Source organism: Crenobacter caeni, from assembly GCF_010435965.1.
GTDB classification, from domain to species: domain Bacteria; phylum Pseudomonadota; class Gammaproteobacteria; order Burkholderiales; family Chromobacteriaceae; genus Craterilacuibacter; species Craterilacuibacter caeni.
This window is the reverse complement of sequence record NZ_JAAGAA010000011.1, coordinates 66687-84727: the sequence shown is the minus strand read 5'-3', so window position 1 is coordinate 84727 and position 18041 is coordinate 66687. Positions and strand designations below refer to the sequence as shown.

The 18041-nt window shown below is 69.4% G+C and carries 10 protein-coding genes and 1 other RNA gene; all 11 read left to right on the top strand.

The genetic code is table 11. The annotated features are described in order from the left end of the window. Positions 1-76: 76 nt before the first annotated feature. The 11 genes from GZH52_RS12690 to purH all read left to right on the top strand — a co-directional run bounded on the left by GZH52_RS12690 (position 77) and on the right by purH (position 17897). Positions 77-844, top strand: coding sequence for a DeoR/GlpR family DNA-binding transcription regulator (locus tag GZH52_RS12690; RefSeq protein ID WP_163316826.1), 768 nt, complete (start codon positions 77-79; stop codon positions 842-844). A 39-nt stretch (positions 845-883) separates the two neighbouring features. Continuing rightward, positions 884-2326 (top strand): M48 family metalloprotease, encoded by a 1443-nt coding sequence (locus tag GZH52_RS12685; protein ID WP_239058121.1) that lies wholly within the window; start codon positions 884-886, stop codon positions 2324-2326. 252 nt (positions 2327-2578) lie between these two features. Then, on the top strand, positions 2579-5242 hold the full coding sequence (gene aceE, locus GZH52_RS12680) for a pyruvate dehydrogenase (acetyl-transferring), homodimeric type (RefSeq protein ID WP_163316825.1): 2664 nt from the start codon (positions 2579-2581) through the stop codon (positions 5240-5242). Position 5243: 1 nt separating this feature from the next. Next, positions 5244-6899 carry a dihydrolipoyllysine-residue acetyltransferase gene (aceF, locus tag GZH52_RS12675; RefSeq protein WP_163316824.1) on the top strand — a complete coding sequence of 552 codons (1656 nt, stop codon included), beginning with the start codon at positions 5244-5246 and terminating at the stop codon, positions 6897-6899. Positions 6900-6909: 10 nt separating this feature from the next. Further along, entirely contained in the window at positions 6910-8646 is a 1737-nt protein-coding gene (gene lpdA, locus GZH52_RS12670) for a dihydrolipoyl dehydrogenase (protein WP_163316823.1), read from the top strand. A 138-nt stretch (positions 8647-8784) separates the two neighbouring features. Then, the gene (locus GZH52_RS12665; protein WP_163316822.1) at positions 8785-10515 is read left to right on the top strand and encodes an autotransporter assembly complex protein TamA; all 1731 of its coding nucleotides are present in this window, start codon (positions 8785-8787) and stop codon (positions 10513-10515) included. Positions 10516-10522: 7 nt separating this feature from the next. After that, positions 10523-14341, top strand: coding sequence for a translocation/assembly module TamB domain-containing protein (locus GZH52_RS12660; RefSeq protein ID WP_163316821.1), 3819 nt, complete (start codon positions 10523-10525; stop codon positions 14339-14341). Between the two features lie 31 nt (positions 14342-14372). Then, an RNA gene (rnpB, locus tag GZH52_RS12655) (RNase P RNA component class A) lies at positions 14373-14821 on the top strand. 130 nt (positions 14822-14951) lie between these two features. Continuing rightward, a complete protein-coding gene (dusB, locus tag GZH52_RS12650) occupies positions 14952-15971 on the top strand; it encodes a tRNA dihydrouridine synthase DusB (RefSeq protein ID WP_163316820.1) in 1020 nt (339 codons plus the stop codon). Between the two features lie 46 nt (positions 15972-16017). Further along, complete coding sequence (gene fis / locus GZH52_RS12645; RefSeq protein WP_136554168.1) at positions 16018-16254, top strand: DNA-binding transcriptional regulator Fis; 237 nt, start codon at positions 16018-16020, stop codon at positions 16252-16254. 65 nt (positions 16255-16319) lie between these two features. Beyond that, positions 16320-17897 (top strand): bifunctional phosphoribosylaminoimidazolecarboxamide formyltransferase/IMP cyclohydrolase, encoded by a 1578-nt coding sequence (gene purH / locus GZH52_RS12640; RefSeq protein WP_163316819.1) that lies wholly within the window; start codon positions 16320-16322, stop codon positions 17895-17897. Positions 17898-18041: the final 144 nt, after the last annotated feature.

Genomic DNA, 18041 nt, shown 5'->3' with positions numbered 1-18041 from the left:
CGCCGGCCGCGGATTTGCATGCCGGCGACAAATTATGATAAAGACAGGGGTTCGAATTGTTCGTTTCCGAATCAACATGAGCCGATCCCCCCGTCACGACAAGATCCTGCAACTCGTCCGCGAAAACGGCTTCATGCCGATCGAGGAGCTGGCACGCCTGCTGGACGTGACGCCGCAAACCATCCGCCGCGACATCAACCAGCTGTGCGAAGCCAACCTCCTGCGCCGCTACCACGGCGGCGCCGCGCTGGGCAACAGCGTCGAGAACGAGGACTACCTCGCGCGCAAGGGCAAGTTCCAGAGCGAAAAGGCGCATATCGCGCAGCTGGTCGCGGCGAATATTCCCGACCACGCGTCGATCTTCATGAGCATAGGCACGACGATCGAGGCGGTCGCGCAGGCGCTTGCGCTCAAGCACAAGGGCTTGCGCGTGATCACCAACAACATCCACGTCGCGTCCATCATGTCGGCCAACCCCGACTTCACGGTGATGATCACCTCGGGCGTGGTGCGCGCGTCCGACGGCGGCGTGACCGGGGTGGCGACGCTGGACTTCATCAACCAGTTCAAGGTCGACTACGCGATCATCGGCGCGTCGGGGATCGAGACCGACGGCTCCCTGCTCGACTTCGACTACCGCGAGGTGCGCGTCGCGCAGGCGATGATGGCCAACGCCCGCCACCGCTTCCTCGCCGCCGACCACAGCAAGTTCGGCCGTAACGCGCTGGTGCGCATGGGTCATTTGAGCGACTTCCACATGGTGTTCACCGACACCGCGCCGTCGCAGGCGATGACCAAGATGATGCAGGAGCACGGCGTCGCGCTGCAACTGGCCAGCCGCTGACGCCGCGCAACTTCCGGCGGCGTGGCGCATCATAAGGACATGATGAGGAAAGTCTTGGTATCCGGCGTGCTCGCCGTCGCGCTCGCCTTCCCCGCCGCGCACGCGGCGCCGCTGCCCGATATCGGCGTCGCCGGCGAGGGCGCGTTGTCGCAGGCCGAAGAGGCGCGCATCGGCCGCGAGATCCTGTCGCAGTTGCGGGACGCCGGCGGCGTCGTGCAGGACCCCGAGGTCAACGCCTACCTCGCAAGGCTCGGCCGGCGCATCACTTCGGCCGCCGGCACCGGTTCCGATTTCACCTTCTTCGCCGTCGAGGCGCCGTCGATCAACGCGTTCGCGATGCCCGGCGGCGTGATCGGCGTGCATACCGGGCTGATCCTCGCTGCGCAAAGCGAAGGGGAACTCGCTTCGGTGCTCGCGCACGAAGTCGCTCACGTCACCCAGCGCCACCTCGCGCGGATGCGCGAGACGTCGACGCAGAGCCAGTTGTGGGTGCTCGCCGCCATCCTGGCCGGCGTGCTCGCCTCGCGTTCGGGCAACTCGGACGCGACCTTCGGCGCGATCAACGCCGGCCTCGGCATGGCGCAGCAAAGCCAGCTCTCCTACAGCCGAGACTTCGAGCGCGAGGCCGACCGCATCGGCATGCAGTACCTGGGCGGTGCCGGCTTCGACGCGCGCGCGATGCCCGCCTTCTTCGAGCGCCTGCAGCAGACCAGCCGTTACGACGACAACCAGGCGCTGTCCTTTTTGCGTACCCACCCGGTCACCGGCGAGCGCATCAGCGAGGGGCAGACCCGCGCGCAGCAGACGCCGGTGCGCATGAAACCCGACAGCACCGACTTCCTGCTGGTGCGCGAGAAGCTGCGCATCGCCCAACTGGGGCCGGCCGAGGCCGAGCGCTACTACCAGGGCGCGCTCAGGGAGCGGCGCTTCATCAGCGAAGGCGCGCAGTGGTACGGCCTCGCGCGCACCCAGTTGGCCGGGCGCCGCTTCGCCGACGCGGCCCAGTCGCTCGCGCGCGCGCGGCAGACGCTCCCCGACGACGCGATGCTCTTCGCGCTCGAGGGCGAGATCGCGCTTGCCGCCGGAGAGCCGCAGGCGGCGCTGGCCGCGTACCGCAAGGGGCTCGCCGCCTTCCCCGAGCAGCGCGTGCTGTTCGCCGGCGAGGTCGACGCGCTGCAGGCGACCGGGCTGCGTGCCGCCGCGCTCGAGCGCGTGCGCGCGCTGCTCGCCCGCTACCCGACCGATTCCGCGCTGTGGCGGCTGTCGGCCCGGCTGTACGGCGAGGGCGACCCGCTGAACTACCACGCCGCGCTGGGCAACGCGTTCTATTTCGAAAACGCGTTCGAACCCGCGCTGATCCAGTACCGGCTTGCCAACGCGGCCTCCGGCGACAACTTCTACCTGCGCTCGACCATCGAGGCGCGCTTGCGCGAGCTCGAGCCGCTGGTCAAGGGCGGCGGTGCAAGCCGCACGCCGCGCTGATTCGCCCAAATGCAACATGCTGCAATGCGGCATCCGCCTTTTTTGCCGGCCGCGTAGAGCCGCTGCACTAAACCCCTATTCCAAATGTCGTGCCACCCGATTAAACTCGCGAGTGCTGATCATTTGTGTTCGTATCCGAGCATGACAGCGTGAATTTGTGTTCGACTGCGAAGTCTTTGTGCGCGGTCGGCGCCACAAGCGACGGCGGGGGTCACGAGCCCGCGCCGCACCGACATCCGTGAAGGAGCAACAATGGCTGAACGTTTTCCCGACGATCTCGACCCCCAGCAGACCCAGGAATGGACCGACGCGCTCGCGTCGGTGCTCGCCGTGGAAGGCCCCGAGCGCGCGCACTTCCTGCTGCAGACGCTGGTCGAACAGGCGCGCCGCCAGGGCGGCTACCTGCCGTTCGACGCGACCACCGCGTACCTGAACACCATTCCGGTCGGCCGCGAGAAGAAGTCGCCGGGCAACCATGAGCTCGAGCACCGCATCCGTTCGATCAACCGCTGGAACGCCGCCGCCATGGTGCTGCGCGCCGGCAAGAAGAACCTCGAGCTCGGCGGCCATATCGCCAGTTTCCAGTCCTCCGCGACGCTGTACGACGTCGGCTTCAACCATTTCTGGCGCGCGCCGAACGACGAGCAGGACGGTGACCTGGTGTTCTTCCAGGGCCACATCGCTCCGGGCATCTACGCGCGCGCCTTCCTCGAGGGCCGCCTGTCCGAGGCCGACCTCGACAACTTCCGCCAGGAAGTCGACGGGCAGGGCCTGTCGTCTTACCCGCACCCGTGGTTGATGCCGGACTTCTGGCAGTTCCCGACCGTGTCGATGGGCCTTGGCCCCTTGATGGCGATCTACCAGGCGCGTTTCCTCAAGTACCTGGAGAGCCGCGGCCTCGCGCGCACGCCGGGGCGCAAGGTGTGGTGCTTCTGCGGCGACGGCGAGATGGACGAGCCGGAAAGCCTGGGCGCGATCGCGCTGGCCGCGCGCGAGGGGCTGGACAACCTGGTGTTCGTGATCAACTGCAACCTGCAGCGGCTGGACGGCCCGGTGCGCGGCAACGGCAAGATCATCCAGGAACTGGAAGGCGACTTCCGCGGTGCCGGCTGGAACGTGATCAAGCTGATCTGGGGCAGCCGCTGGGACCCGCTCTTGGCGATGGACAGCAAGGGCCTGCTCCGGAAGCGGATGGAAGAGTGCGTCGACGGCGACTACCAGACCTTCAAGTCGAAGGACGGCGCCTACGTGCGCGAGCACTTCTTCGGCAAGTACCCCGAACTGCGCGAGATGGTCGCCAACATGTCGGACGAGGAGGTATGGAACCTCAACCGCGGCGGCCACGACCCGCACAAGGTGTACGCGGCCTACCACGAGGCGGTGCATAACGCCGGCGGCCGCCCGACGGTGATCCTCGCCAAGACCATCAAGGGTTACGGCATGGGCTCCTCCGGCGAGGCGCAGAACATCGCGCACCAGGCGAAGAAGATGGACCTGGAGAGCCTGCGCAAATTCCGCGACCGCTTCGGCATCCCGGTGTCCGACGCCGACCTGGAGAACGTGCCCTACTACAAGCCGGCCGACGATAGCCCGGAGATGGCCTATATGCGCGAGCGCCGCGCCGCGCTGGGCGGCAGCCTGCCGGCGCGCCGCCCGGTCAAGGCGCCGCTCGCGGTGCCGGGCCTGCACGTGTTCGATTCCATGCTCAAGGATTCCGGCGAGCGCGAGTTCTCGACCACCATGGCCTTCGTGCGCATGCTGGGTACCCTGCTCAAGGACAAGAACATCGGCCGCCAGATCGTGCCCATCGTGCCGGACGAGTCGCGCACCTTCGGCATGGAAGGGATGTTCCGCCAGTACGGCATCTGGTCGAGCCAGGGCCAGAACTACGTGCCGCAGGACGCCGACCAGCTGATGTTCTACAAGGAGTCGAAGGACGGCCAGATGCTGCAGGAAGGCATCAACGAACCGGGCGCGATGTCGAGCTGGATCGCTGCGGCGACCAGCTACGCCAACCACGGCATCCCGATGATCCCGTTCTACATCTACTACTCGATGTTCGGCTTCCAGCGCATCGGCGACCTCGCCTGGGCGGCCGGCGACATGCGCGCGCGCGGCTTCATGCTGGGCGGCACCGCCGGGCGCACCACGCTCAACGGCGAGGGCCTGCAGCACGAGGACGGCCACAGCCATATCCAGGCCGGCCTGATCCCCAACTGCATCAGCTACGACCCGACCTTCGCGTACGAGCTGGCGGTGATCGTGCAGGACGGCCTCAAGCGCATGTATGTGGAGCAGCAGGACGTGTTCTATTACATCACGCTGATGAACGAGAACTACGCGCACCCAGCGATGCCCGCCGGCGCCGAAGAGGGCATCCTCAAGGGCATGTACCTGCTGCGCGACGGCGGTGACTCGGCGGTCAAGGTCCAGCTGATGGGCTCGGGCACCATCCTCAACGAGGTGATCGCCGCTGCCGACCTGTTGCGCAACGACTTCGGTGTCGCATCCGACATCTGGAGCGTCACCTCGTTCAACGAACTGGCCCGCGACGGCCGCGCCGCGTCGCGCCACAACCTGCTCAACCCGGCCGCGCCGGCCGAGGCGTCCTACGTCGAGACGGCGCTCGCCGGCCGCGAAGGTCCGTTCGTCGCCGCGACCGACTATATCCGCGCGTACGCCGAACAGGTCCGCGAGTGGGTGCCCGGCCGCTATGTGGTGCTCGGCACCGACGGCTTCGGCCGTTCGGACAGCCGCGCCAAGCTGCGTGAGTTCTTCGAGGTCGACCGCTATCACGTCGCCGTCGCCGCGCTGTCGGCGCTCGCCCGCGAGGGCAAGGTCGACGCCGTGCGCGTCGCCGAGGCGATCAAGCGTTACGGCGTCAACGTCGACAAGCTGCCGAGCTGGAAGGTGTGAAATGAGCGAGATGATCGAACTGAAAGTGCCCGATATCGGCGGCCATGACGGCGTCGACGTGATCGAAGTGTTTATCAAGCCGGGCGACACCGTCGCTGTCGACGACAGCCTGCTGACGCTGGAGACCGACAAGGCGACCATGGAAGTGCCGGCCGACAAGGCAGGCGTGGTGCGCGAAGTGCGCGTCGCGGTCGGCGGCAAGGTGTCGCAGGGCGACGTGATCGCGCTGCTTGAAGTCACCGGCGCGGTGGCCGCTCCGGCTGCCGCCAAGCCGGCAGCGGCCGTACAGGCTGAAGCTGCACCGGCACCTGCACCGGCGGCAGTACCCGTCGCGGCTCAGGCGCCCGTTGCGGCTACCGGCCGTGTCGAACTGCGCGTGCCCGACATCGGCGGCCACGCCGGCGTCGACGTGATCGAGGTCGCCATCGCGCCCGGCGCCGTCGTCGCGCTCGACGACACGCTGATCACGCTGGAGACCGACAAGGCGACCATGGACGTGCCGGCGGTGGCCGCCGGCCGCGTGCTGGAAGTCGCGGTCAAGGTCGGCGACAAGGTGGCGCAGGGCGACCTGATCGCGGTAGTCGAGGCGGTGGCCGGCGCCAGCGCCGCGCAGCCGGCGCCCCAGCCTGCCGTGCCCGCCCCAGCCCCAGCCCCAACCCCCGCGCCCGCAGCACCCGTCGCTCAAGCTGCCGCGCCGGTGGCGGCGCCTGTCAAGGCCGCCGCCGTCGACGAGGCCGGCTTCGTGAAGGCGCACGCCGGCCCGTCGGTGCGCAAGCTCGCGCGCGAACTGGGGGTGGACCTCGGCCGCGTGCCGGGCTCCGGCCGCAAGGGGCGGATCACCGACGAGGACGTCAAGGCGTGGGTCAAGGCGGTGCTCGCCGCTCCCGCGCAGGCCGCCGTACCCGCCGCGCCGTCCGGCGCCGGGCTCGACCTGTTGCCGTGGCCCAAGGTCGACTTCGCCAAGTTCGGCCCGATCAAGACCGAGCCGCTCTCCCGCATCAAGAAGCTGTCCGGCGCCAACCTCGCGCGCAACTGGGTGATGATCCCGCACGTCACGCAGTTCGACGAGGCGGACATCACCGAGATGGAGGCGTTCCGCAAGAGCATGGGCGAGGAGCTGAAGGCCGACGGCGTCAAGCTGACCCCGCTCGCCTTCCTGGTCAAGGCCGTGGTCGCCGCGCTGAAGAAGTACCCGCAATTCAACGCCAGCCTCGACGGCGACCAACTGGTGCTCAAGGAGTACTACCACGTCGGCTTCGCCGCCGACACGCCGAACGGGCTGGTGGTGCCGGTGGTGCGCGACGCCGACAAGAAGAGCCTGATCGAGATCGCGCAGGAGACCTCGCTGCTCGCCAAGAAGGCGCGCGACGGCAAATTGTTGCCGACCGACATGCAGGGCGGCTGCTTCAGCATCTCGAGCCTGGGCGGCATCGGCGGCACCGCGTTCACGCCCATCATCAACGCGCCCGAGGTGGCGATCCTCGGCGTGTCCAAGAGCGAGATCAAGCCCAAGTGGGACGGGCAGGCCTTCGCGCCGCGGCTGATGCTGCCGCTGAGCCTGTCCTACGACCACCGCGTGATCGACGGCGCCGCCGCCGCGCGCTTCACCAGCTACCTCGCGCAGGTGCTGGCCGACATCCGCCGGCTGATGCTGTAAGGGGACGCGCATGAGCAAAGTGATTGAACTTAAGGTGCCCGAGATCGGCGGCCACACCGGCGTCAGCGTGATCGAGGTGTTTGTCGCGCCGGGCGACGCGATCGGCGCGGGCGACAGCCTGATCATGCTGGAGACCGACAAGGCGACCATGGACGTGCCGGCCGAGGCGGGCGGCGTGCTGCGAGCGCTCAAGGTCGCCGTCGGCGACAAGGTGTCGGCCGGCGACGTGATCGCGCTGGTCGAGGCCGCCGGCGAGCCGGTGCAGCCGGCCGCCGCCGCACCCGCAGCGGCACCGGCGCCATCCGGAGACGCCGATATCGAGTGCGACATGCTGGTGCTGGGCGGCGGGCCGGGCGGTTACTCCGCGGCGTTCCGCGCGGCGGACCTCGGGCTGAAGACCGTGATCGTCGAGCGCTACGGCACGCTGGGCGGCGTCTGCCTGAACGTGGGCTGCATCCCGTCCAAGGCGCTGCTGCACGTCGCCGCGGTGATCGAGGAGGCGAGCCACTTCGCCGACTGCGGCGTCGCCTTCGGCGCGCCGCAGGTCGACCTTTCCGCACTGCGCGCGCACAAGGAAAAGGTGGTCGGCAAGCTGACCGGCGGCCTTGCCGGCATGGCCAAGGCGCGCGCGGTCGAAGTGGTGCGCGGCAACGGCCGCTTCGTCGACGCCAACCATCTGGAAGTGAGCCTGACCGCGGGCGAGGGCAAGGACGAGACCGGTGAGCGCCGGGTCATCCGCTTCAGGCAGGCGATCATCGCCGCCGGCAGCCAGCCGGTTGCCTTGCCCTTCATGCCGAGTGATCCGCGCATCGTCGATTCGACCGGCGCGCTGGAACTGCGCGAGGTGCCGGGGCGCATGCTGGTTATCGGCGGCGGCATCATCGGCCTGGAGATGGCGACCGTGTACTCGGCGCTGGGCGCGCGCATCGACGTGGTCGAGATGGCCGACACCCTGATGGCCGGCGCCGACGCCGACCTCGTCAAGGTGTGGGAGAAGCGCAACGCGCGCCGTTTCGACCGCGTGATGCTGCGTACGCGCACCGTCGGCGTCACCTGCCGGCCGGACGGCGTGATGGTCAAGTTCGAGGGCGAGCAGGCGCCGGAGTCCGAGCAGAAGTACGACCTGGTGCTGGTCGCGGTCGGCCGCCGCCCGAACGGCAAGCTGATCGGCGCCGAAAACGCCGGGGTCGCCGTCGACGAGCGCGGTTTCATCGCGGTCGACCGTCAGCAGCGCACCAACGTCGGCCACATCTTCGCGATCGGCGACATCGTCGGCCAACCGATGCTCGCGCACAAGGGCGTGCACGAGGGCCACGTCGCCGCCGAGGTGGCCGCCGGCCATAAGCGCTACTTCGACGCGCGGGTGATCCCGTCGGTCGCGTACACCGAGCCCGAAGTGGCGTGGGTCGGCCTGACCGAGCGCGAGGCGAAGGCGCAGGGCATCCGCGTCGGCGTCGGCAAGTTCCCGTGGGCGGCGTCCGGCCGTGCCATCGCCAACGGCTGCGACTACGGCTTCTCCAAGCTGTTGTTCGACGAGGAGACGCGCCGCGTGGTCGGCGGCGCCATCGTCGGCCCCAACGCCGGCGACATGATCGGCGAAGTCGCGCTGGCGATCGAGATGGGCTGCGACCCGGACGACATCGGCAAGACCATCCACCCGCACCCGACGCTGGGCGAGAGCCTGGGCATGGCCGCCGAGGCATTTGACGGCCATTGCACCGACCTGCCGCCGCAGAAGAAGCGCTAAGTCACCGCGTGCCAGCGGCCCGCGCCGGTTTCCGGCCCGGGCCGTTTTTGCGTGCGGTCGGCAGGAACGCCCTATGCTTCATGGGTTTACGGATGCTGCCGGTAACGTGCCTGTGCGGTTTCCTATACCATTAGGGATATGCGCCGCCCAGTCTTCTACCTGCTGCTCGCCTGCCTGGCGGGCCCTGCCCACGCCGCCCTGTCCTACCGCGTCGACATCGAAGCGCCGGACGCGTTGAAGCCGCTGCTCGCCGACAACCTCGAACTCGTCACGCTTGCCAAGGACCCGGAGATGGACGAGGGCACGCTCGCGGCGCTGCTCGAGGAGACCCCGGCCGCGGCCAGGCGTCTTCTGGAGACTGCCGGCTATTTCGGCGCCGAGGTGCAGGTGCGCCGTGACGGCGACAGCGTGCGCGTCGACGTGCGTCCCGGTGAGCCGGTGCGTATCGACCGCTGGCAGGTGCACTACCAGGGCGCGATCGCCGGCGACGCCGCCGCGCTCGCTGCCGTGCAGGGCGAGCTGTCCGGGCAGTGGCCGCTCGCCGACGGCGCGGTGTTCACCCAGGAGGGCTGGGACGACGCCAAGAAGCTCGCTTTGCAGCTGATCGCGGTCGGCGCCTACCCGCTGGCGAAGATCGCCTCGGCCGAGGCGAAGATAGATCCGGCAACCCACGGTGCGGCGCTGACCGTCACCATCGACAGCGGCGAGCACGTCGACTTCGGCCGCATCCGCGTCGAGGGCCTCAAGCGCTACCCGGAGAAGGTCGTCACCGGCCAGGCCGACTTCCAGCGCGGCAGCGCGTACAGCCTGGAGAAGCTCACCGCGTTCCAGAGCGCGCTGGAGGCCGACCCGCACTTCTCGTCGGCGATCGTCGTGCCGCTGAAAAACGAGGTTGCCGACGGACGCATGCCCATCCTGGTGCGCGTGGTCGAGTTGCCGCGCCAGAAGGCCGAGCTCGGCCTCAAGTGGGACAGCGAGCAGGGACCGGGGACGCGCATCGGCTACGAACACTACAACATCTTCCGCCGCGGTTACGTCGGCTCCATCCTGTTCGACTGGAACCGCGACGAGTCCTCGCTGAACTTCGGCCTCGCGCTGCCGCGTACCCGCGACGGCTACTCGCATACCGCGAACGTCGCGCTGAAGAAGAGCGAGGTGCAGGGCGTCGAGCGCGACTCGGTCGAGGGCGGCGTGTGGCGGCTGCGCCAGCGCGGCGACATCGAGGCGCGCATCGGCGTCGAATACGTGCTCGACCGCGAGACGGTCGGTGGCGTCGAGGACAAGCGCAACCAGGCGGTGTTCGCGACCGTCGGCTGGACGCAGCGCAAGCTCGACGACGTGCTCGACCCGCGCAACGGCTACCTGCTCGACGGCCGCCTGTCGTCCACGCTCGGGAGCGCGCTGTCGGACACCGCCTTCGTGCGCGGCCGCGCGCGTGCCGCGCTGTACTGGTCGCCGTCGTTCTTTCCCGGCACCTGGCTCATGCGCGGCGACGTGGGCGAAGTGTGGGCGCAGCAGACGGCGTCGGTGCCTTCGTCGCTGCTGTTTCGCGCCGGCGGCGCCGGCAGCGTGCGCGGTTACGAGTACGAGAGCCTCGGCGTCGCCGGCCCGGGCGGTGCGGTCGAAGGCGGGCGCGTGCTGGCGACTGGCTCGCTGCAGTACATGTTCACCGTGCGCCCGGGCTGGCGGCTCGCGCTGTTCCACGACCTGGGCGACGCCGCCGACAGCTGGGACAGCTACCGCGCGAGAAAGAGCTACGGCTTCGGCGTCGAGTGGCTGAGCCCGGTCGCGCCGATCTCCTTCGATATCGCGCGCGGCGAATCCGAACAAAAGTGGCGCTGGACCATGAGCCTGGGCCTGCCGTTCTGACCTGACGATGACCGAACCGACACTGCCGTCCCCGGGGGACACCCCGACCACCGAACCCGCTGCCAGACCGCCCAAACGCAGGCGCTGGCGTATCGTCCTGCTCGCCGGCGTGGCTTTGCTCGCGTCGCTGGTGGGGTCACTGGCGTGGCTGACCGGCAGCGAAGCCGGCTTCGCACGGCTGTGGCAGCTTGCGGCGCGCGCGAGCGGTGGCGCGCTGTCGGTGGCCCGCGTCGAGGGTACGCTGTGGCGCGGCTTCACGCTCGAGGACGCGCGCTGGCAGCAGCCGCTCCAGCGTTTTGAGGTTAGCCGCCTCATGTTGGCCTGGCAGCCGCGCGCGCTGTGGCAGGGGGAACTCAAGGTCGACCGCCTGAGCGTGGGCAGCGTGCTGGTCGACGACCGCACGCCCGCGTCGGGCAAGCCCACCGCGGCGCCGACGTCGCTTGCGCTGCCGCTGGACGTCGAGGTGGCGCGTCTGTCGGTTGATGCGGTGGTGCTCGCCGGCCCCAAACTCACCTTCCAGCAGATCGCCGGCAGCTACCGCTACCAGTCGGGGTTCCATACGGTCGCGCTCGAGCGCTTTGTCGCGCCGTGGGGCGAGGCGGCCGGCGCGCTCGCGCTGGGTGGCGCCGCGCCGTTTGCGCTGTCCGGCCGCGTCGACCTCAAGGGCGAGCTCGAGGGCCACTCGGTGCGCGCGCAAACCGACGTCGGCGGTACGCTCGTCGCACCGACGCTGAAGGCGAACGCGGTCTCTGCCGGCGTGTTGATCGACGTCGACGGGCGCTTCGCGCCGTTTGCGCCGGTACTCTTCCGCAAGGTCGACGCATTGACCGTGCGCATGGCCGGCGTCGACCCGGCGCGGCTCATGCCCGGCGCGCCCGCCGCGCGCATCTCGCTGGCGATCGAGGCCAAGCCCGAGGGCGACGGGCTGCAGGGTGGCCTGTCGCTGATCAACACCGCCGCCGGCGCGGTGTCCGCGGGCAAGCTGCCGCTGAAGCTGGCGGTCGCCGCGTTCAGGGTGGATGACGACCGCTTGGTGCTGTCGGACGCGTTCGCCGACCTGGGGTCCGGCCGGCTGACCTTCGCCGGCGACTTCAACCCGCGCACCTTCGACCTCAGGGTCGGCGTCGACCAGCTCGCGCTCAAGGGCATCGAACCCGCTGCGCCGGCGCTGACCGTGTCGGGCAACGCGCGGCTCGCCGGCCCCAAGCTTGCACCGACGCTTTCGCTCGCACTGGCTGCCGGCGGCAACCGTCTTACCGGCGAGGCGCTGTGGCAGCGCAGCGGCGCGGCCGCGCTCGACATCCGGACGCTCGCGCTTGTAGCCGGCGCAGGATCCGTCTCGCTCGGCGGCCGGCTGGGGCTCACCGGCGAGCTGCCGCTCGCGCTCAAGGGCTCGCTCGCCGCGTTCGACCCGGCCAGGGTGTCGCCCAGCCTTCCGGCCGGGCGCATCGATGGCAAGCTCGACGTCGACGCGCGGCTCGCCGACGGCAGCGCCGGGCGCTTCGCGTTTTCGCTCGCACCGAGCACGCTGTCCGGCGCGCCGCTGTCCGGCTATGCGTGCGCGCGCTGGCAGGGTGTAGAGGTGGACGGTGTCGACGTGAGGCTCGCGCTCGGCGGCAACCGCCTCTCGGCCACCGGCGCGTGGGGGGAGCCTGGCGACCGGCTCTCGCTCACGCTCGCCGCCGACCAGCTCGAACTGCTGGGCCCGGCCTTCGGCGGCCGTGCCAACGCCGCGCTGCAGCTTGCCGGTACGCCGCGCGCGCCGCTCTTTACGCTGCGCGCCGACGCGGCGGACCTGCGCCTGCCGGGCGAGGTGTCGGTGGCGTCGCTTGCCGCGCGCGGTGAGCTTGCCAGCGGCGCCGGCACCCCGTTCGAGCTCGCGCTGAAGGTGGCCGGCGCGCGTGCAGGCGACGCCCGCGTCGAAACCCTGACGCTCGCCGCGGCCGGCACCCGCGGCCGGCACACGCTGGCGCTCACCGGCAAGCTCTCGCTCGCCGAGCGGCCGTACGCGGTGCAGGCCAACCTCGCGGGCGGCCTGTCCGACGCCTACCTGTGGCAGGGGACGCTCTCGCGCCTGCAGCTGGACGGCGCACCGTCGCTTGTGCTGCTGCAGCCGGTCTTGCTTACCGCCGGTGCCGACGAGGTACGCCTGGGCGGCGGGCGCTGGCAGGCGCTGGGCGCCGACTGGCGCCTGGACAACAGCGGCTGGCGCCGGAGCGACGGCTGGTATAGCGCGGGCAGTGTGCGCGGCTTGGGCGCCGACGCCGTGCAGCCCTTCGTCGACAAGCTGCCGGTGGCGACCGACCTGAGCATCGGCGGCGAATGGTCGCTGCGCGGGCAGGGCGCCCTGCCGCAAGGCAGCGTGCGCTTCGTACGCGAGTCGGGCGACGTCACCCTGCCGCTGAAGGGCGGCGGCACGCGGCCGCTCGGCCTGTCGGCGCTGGAGGCGGCCTTGCGGCTGGACGGCGGCAGTGCCGCGCTGAACGCGCGGCTGCAAAGCGCGCTGGGCAGCGCATCGGGTGACGCAAACCTGCGCGCGCTGGGCGGCGCGTTCGGTGCGGCGTCCCCGTTGTCCGGGCGCGTGGCGCTTGCGCTGCCCGACCTTTCGCTCGCCCAGCCCTGGCTTGCCATCGGCCAGCGGGTCGCAGGCAAGCTGGATGCGACGCTGAACCTTGCCGGCACACTCGGCGAGCCGCAACTCTCCGGCCCCCTGCGCGCAGCGAACCTCGCCTTCACCGACCGGCTGGCCGGCGTCGCCTTGCAGGACGGCACGCTCGACGCCGTGTTTGCCGGGCGCACGCTGACGCTGCAGCGCCTGAGTTTTGGCCGCGACGACAGCGTGAGCGCCAGCGGCAGCGTTTCGCTCGCCGGCGCGCGGCCGACCGCCGACATCGCCGTGCGCTTCAACCGCTTCGTCGCGCTGTCCCGCCCCGGCATGCGGGTGGTCGTCTCCGGGCAGACCACGCTCGCGCTGGGCGAGGACGCGGTCAGCGTCGACGGCATGCTCAAGGTCGACCGCGCGCGGCTGGACTTCCCCAAGCTTGGCGCGCCCGCGCTCGGGCCGGACGTGGTCGTCGTCGGCCGTCCCAAGCGAGAGGACGGCGAGACGACGCTGCCGTTCGCGCTGAACGTCGGCGTCGATTTGGGCGACAAGGTGCGCTTTTCGGGCAAGGGGCTGACCACCGGGCTGACCGGCCAGTTGCGGCTGATCGCCAAACCCGGCGCGCCGCTGTCGGTGTTCGGCGTGGTCGATACCGAGGAGGGCCGCTTCAAGGCGTACGGGCAGGACCTCGACATCGACAAGGGGCAGATCGTGTTCAACGGGCCGCCGGACAACCCGGGCCTCGCCATCCGCGCGCTGCGCCGCAACTCACCGGTCGGCGCCGGCGTCGAGGTAACCGGGTCGGTGCTCTACCCGAAGGTCGCGCTGATCAGCGACGAGCCGATGCCGGAGAAGGAGCGCTTCTCGTGGCTGGTGCTCGGCCGCGGTACCGGTGGCGGCAGCCAGGACAACGCGGCGCTCGCCGCGTCGGCCGGCAGCTTCCTCGCCGGCGCGCTCAACGACCAGATCGGCCTGTTCGACGACATCGGCCTCACCAGCACCGAGGAGAAGACGCTATCCAACGGCACGGTCAGCCCGGCCGAGCAGGTGGTGACGCTGGGGCGGCAGCTGACGCAGTCGCTGTACCTCGGTTACGAGTACGGCATCACCAGCGCGTCGCAGGCGGTCAAGGTCGTCTACCGGCTGTCCAAGGGCTGGTCGGTGCAGGCGAAGGCGGGCACCACGGTCGACGTCGAGACCCGCTACACGGTGCGCTTCGACTGAAGGGGGCCAGTTCTGCTACAATCCGCCGCGGAAAGTCGACCAGACAGTCGCCGCGTGCTTGCACGGGGAGGAAAGTCCGGGCTCCGCAGGGCAGGATGCCGGTTAACGACCGGGCGCCGTGAGGCGACGGAAAGTGGAACAGAGAGCTGAACCGCCGATGGCCGGGGGCCCCACCGCAAGGTGCGGCTCCGCCGCGACAGGCCAGGATACGCGCCCTCCAGGGCGTACGTCCTGCACCAGCGCTGGCTTGCCAGCACGCTGTCGCACGGCACAGGCAAGGGTGAAAAGGTGCGGTAAGAGCGCACCGCGGACGTGGCAACACGGACGGCAGGCTAAACCCCATCCGGAGCAAGACCAAATAGGGGTACATTGGCGTGGCCCGCGCTGTACCCGGGTAGGTTGCTTGAGCCTGCCGGCAACGGCAGGCCTAGAGGAATGACTGTCCAACGACAGAACCCGGCTTATCGGTCGACTTTCCACCTCCCTTCTTATGCACATCGCCTGAGGCGGCGCGGCAAGCGCCCAAAAAACAGGCAGTTACCCCTCCCCCGCGGGTTTAAAAAGCATTACAATGGCGCCCCTCGCTCGCAGACGCCACCCACCACACATCATGCAGATCGGCCCCTACACGCTGAAGAACCGACTGATCGTCGCGCCCATGGCCGGCGTGACCGACCGTCCTTTCCGCGTGCTGTGCAAGGCGATGGGGGCCGGCATGGCGGTGTCCGAGATGATCACGTCGAACAAGACGCTGTGGCACAAGGCCAAGACGCTGCGCCGTGCCGACCATAGCGGCGAGACCGAGCCGGTCTCGGTGCAGATCGCCGGCGCCGACCCGGCCGAGATGGCCGAGGCCGCGCGCATGAACGTCGGGCAGGGCGCGCAGATCATCGACATCAATATGGGCTGTCCGGCCAAGAAGGTGTGCAACGTCGCCGCCGGCTCCGCGCTGCTGCGCGACGAGGCGCTGGTCGGTCGTATTCTGGAAGCGGTGGTGCGCGCGGTCGACGTGCCGGTCACGCTGAAGACGCGCACCGGCTGGAGCCGCGACACCCGCAACGCGCTGACCGTCGCCCGCATCGCCGAGGCGTCCGGCATCGCCGCGCTCGCGCTGCACGGGCGCACCCGCGAGGACATGTACAACGGCGACGCCGAGTACGAGACCATCGCGGCGGTCAAGCAGGCGATCGCCATCCCGGTGATCGCCAACGGCGACATCGACAGCCCCGAGAAGGCGCGCCACGTGCTGGACGTCACCGGCGCCGACGCGATCATGATCGGCCGCGCCGCGCAGGGCCGTCCGTGGATCTTCCGCGAGATCCAGCACTACCTCGACACCGGCGAGCTGCTGCCGGCGCCGCGGGTGGCCGAGATCCGCGCGCTCCTGCTCGCGCACCTGGACGAGCTGTACGCCTTCTACGGCGAGTACTCCGGCTGCCGCGTCGCGCGCAAGCATATCGCGTGGTACACCCGCGGCCTGTACGACGCCAACGCGTTCCGCCAGGCGATGTACCAGCTCGAGGAGACTGCTGGGCAGCGGCAGGCGGTCGCCGATTATTTCGACCTGCTCGCCGGGCGCTCCGAGCGCCTCGACTACTCGGCGGCAGACCAGGCCCGGGACGCCGCGTAGGCGGCCCGGTTCACACGCAGCGACCTGAACAACAAGACAGCGAACCATGCACGAGCACGATCATATTTCCCGTTCCGTCAAACTGGCGATGGAGCAGTATTTCCGCGACCTGGACGGCGAAGCGCCGGCGGCGGTGTACGAGATGGTGCTCGCGTGTGTCGAGAAACCGCTGATCGAAGTCGTGCTCACGTATACGCAGGGCAACCAGACGCGGGCGGCGGAGGTGTTGGGGCTCAACCGCAACACCTTGCGCAAGAAGATGAAAACCTACGATTTGATTTGAAGATAAACGGCCAATCCACAGCGGACTGGCCGTTTTTTTGTGGAAGCACTAAAGGGAAGAAGCAGATGACCAAGATCGAACGTGCGCTGATCAGCGTATCCGACAAGACCGGTGTTCTCGAGTTTGCCCGCGCGCTGGCCGCGCAGGGCGTCGAGATCCTCTCGACAGGGGGGACCGCCAAGCTCTTGGCGGACAACGCGGTGCCGGTGATCGAGGTCTCCGACTACACCGGTTTCCCCGAGATGCTCGACGGCCGCGTGAAGACGCTGCACCCGAAGGTGCACGGCGGCATCCTCGGCCGCCGCGACCTGCCCGAGCATGTCGCCAAGATGGCCGAGCACGAGATCGGCAATATCGACCTGGTCTGCGTGAACCTGTACCCGTTCGCCGCGACCATCGCCCGTGACGGCTGCACCATCGAGGACGCGATCGAGAACATCGACATCGGCGGCCCGACCATGGTGCGCTCCGCCGCCAAGAACTGGGCGCACGTGGCCATCGTCACCGACGCCGCCGACTACGCGGCGCTGGCCGAGGAAATGGCCGCCAACGGCGGCAAGCTCGCCAAGAAGACCCGCTTCGAGCTGGCCAAGAAGGCGTTCACCCACACCGCCGCCTACGACGGCGCGATCTCCAACTACCTGACCAGCCTCGCGCCGGACGCGCTGGAAGGCACGCCGGACCGCGTCGCCTTCCCGAACCGTCTGAACGCGCAGTGGGTGAAGGTGCAGGACATGCGCTACGGCGAGAACCCGCACCAGGCGGCCGCGTTCTACCGCGACCTCGAGCCGGCGGCCGGCTCCATCGCCAATTACCGCCAGCTGCAGGGCAAGGAGCTGTCGTACAACAACATCGCCGACAGTGATGCGGCGTGGGAAGCGGTGAAGACCTTCGACGCGCCGGCGTGCGTGATCGTCAAGCACGCCAACCCGTGCGGCGTCGCCATTGCCGCCGATACGCTGAGTGCGTACCGCCTGGCGTTCGCGACCGACACCACCAGCGCCTTCGGCGGCATCATCGCATTCAACCGCCCGGTCGACGCGGCCACCGTCGAGGCGGTGACCGGCCAGTTCCTCGAAGTGCTGATCGCGCCGGCGTTCACCGACGAAGCGAAGGCCATCATCGCCGCCAAGAAGAACGTGCGTGTGTTGGAGATCCCGCTGGAAGCGGGCGCCAACCACTACGAGCTCAAGCGCGTCGGCGGCGGCGTGCTGGTGCAGACGCCGGACATCCGCAATGTCGGCCTGGACGAGCTGCGCGTGGTTACCAAGCGCGCGCCGACCGCGCAGGAAATGCAGGACCTGCTGTTCGCGTGGCGCGTCGCCAAGTACGTGAAGTCCAACGCCATCGTGTTCTGCGCGAACGGCCAGACCGCCGGCATCGGCGCCGGCCAGATGAGCCGCGTCGACTCGACCCGTATCGCCGCGCGCAAGGCCGCTGACGCCGGCCTGTCGCTGCAGAACGCGGTCGCCGCGTCTGACGCCTTCTTCCCGTTCCGCGACGGTATCGACGTGATCGCCGAGCAGGGCATCAAGGCCATCATCCAGCCGGGCGGCTCGATGCGCGACGAAGAAGTGTTCGCCGCCGCCGACGAGCACGGCATCGCCATGGTGCTTACCGGCGTGCGCCACTTCCGCCACTAAGAGGGGGTAGGGTGGGTTAGGCCGCAGGCCGTAACCCACCATCACCTACCGCCATGCGCAGACGGCCCGGGCAGGTGGGTTACGGCGGCGTCGCCGCCTAACCCACCCTACGCCGTCGCTCAAGAATTCAGCATACGGAAAGCT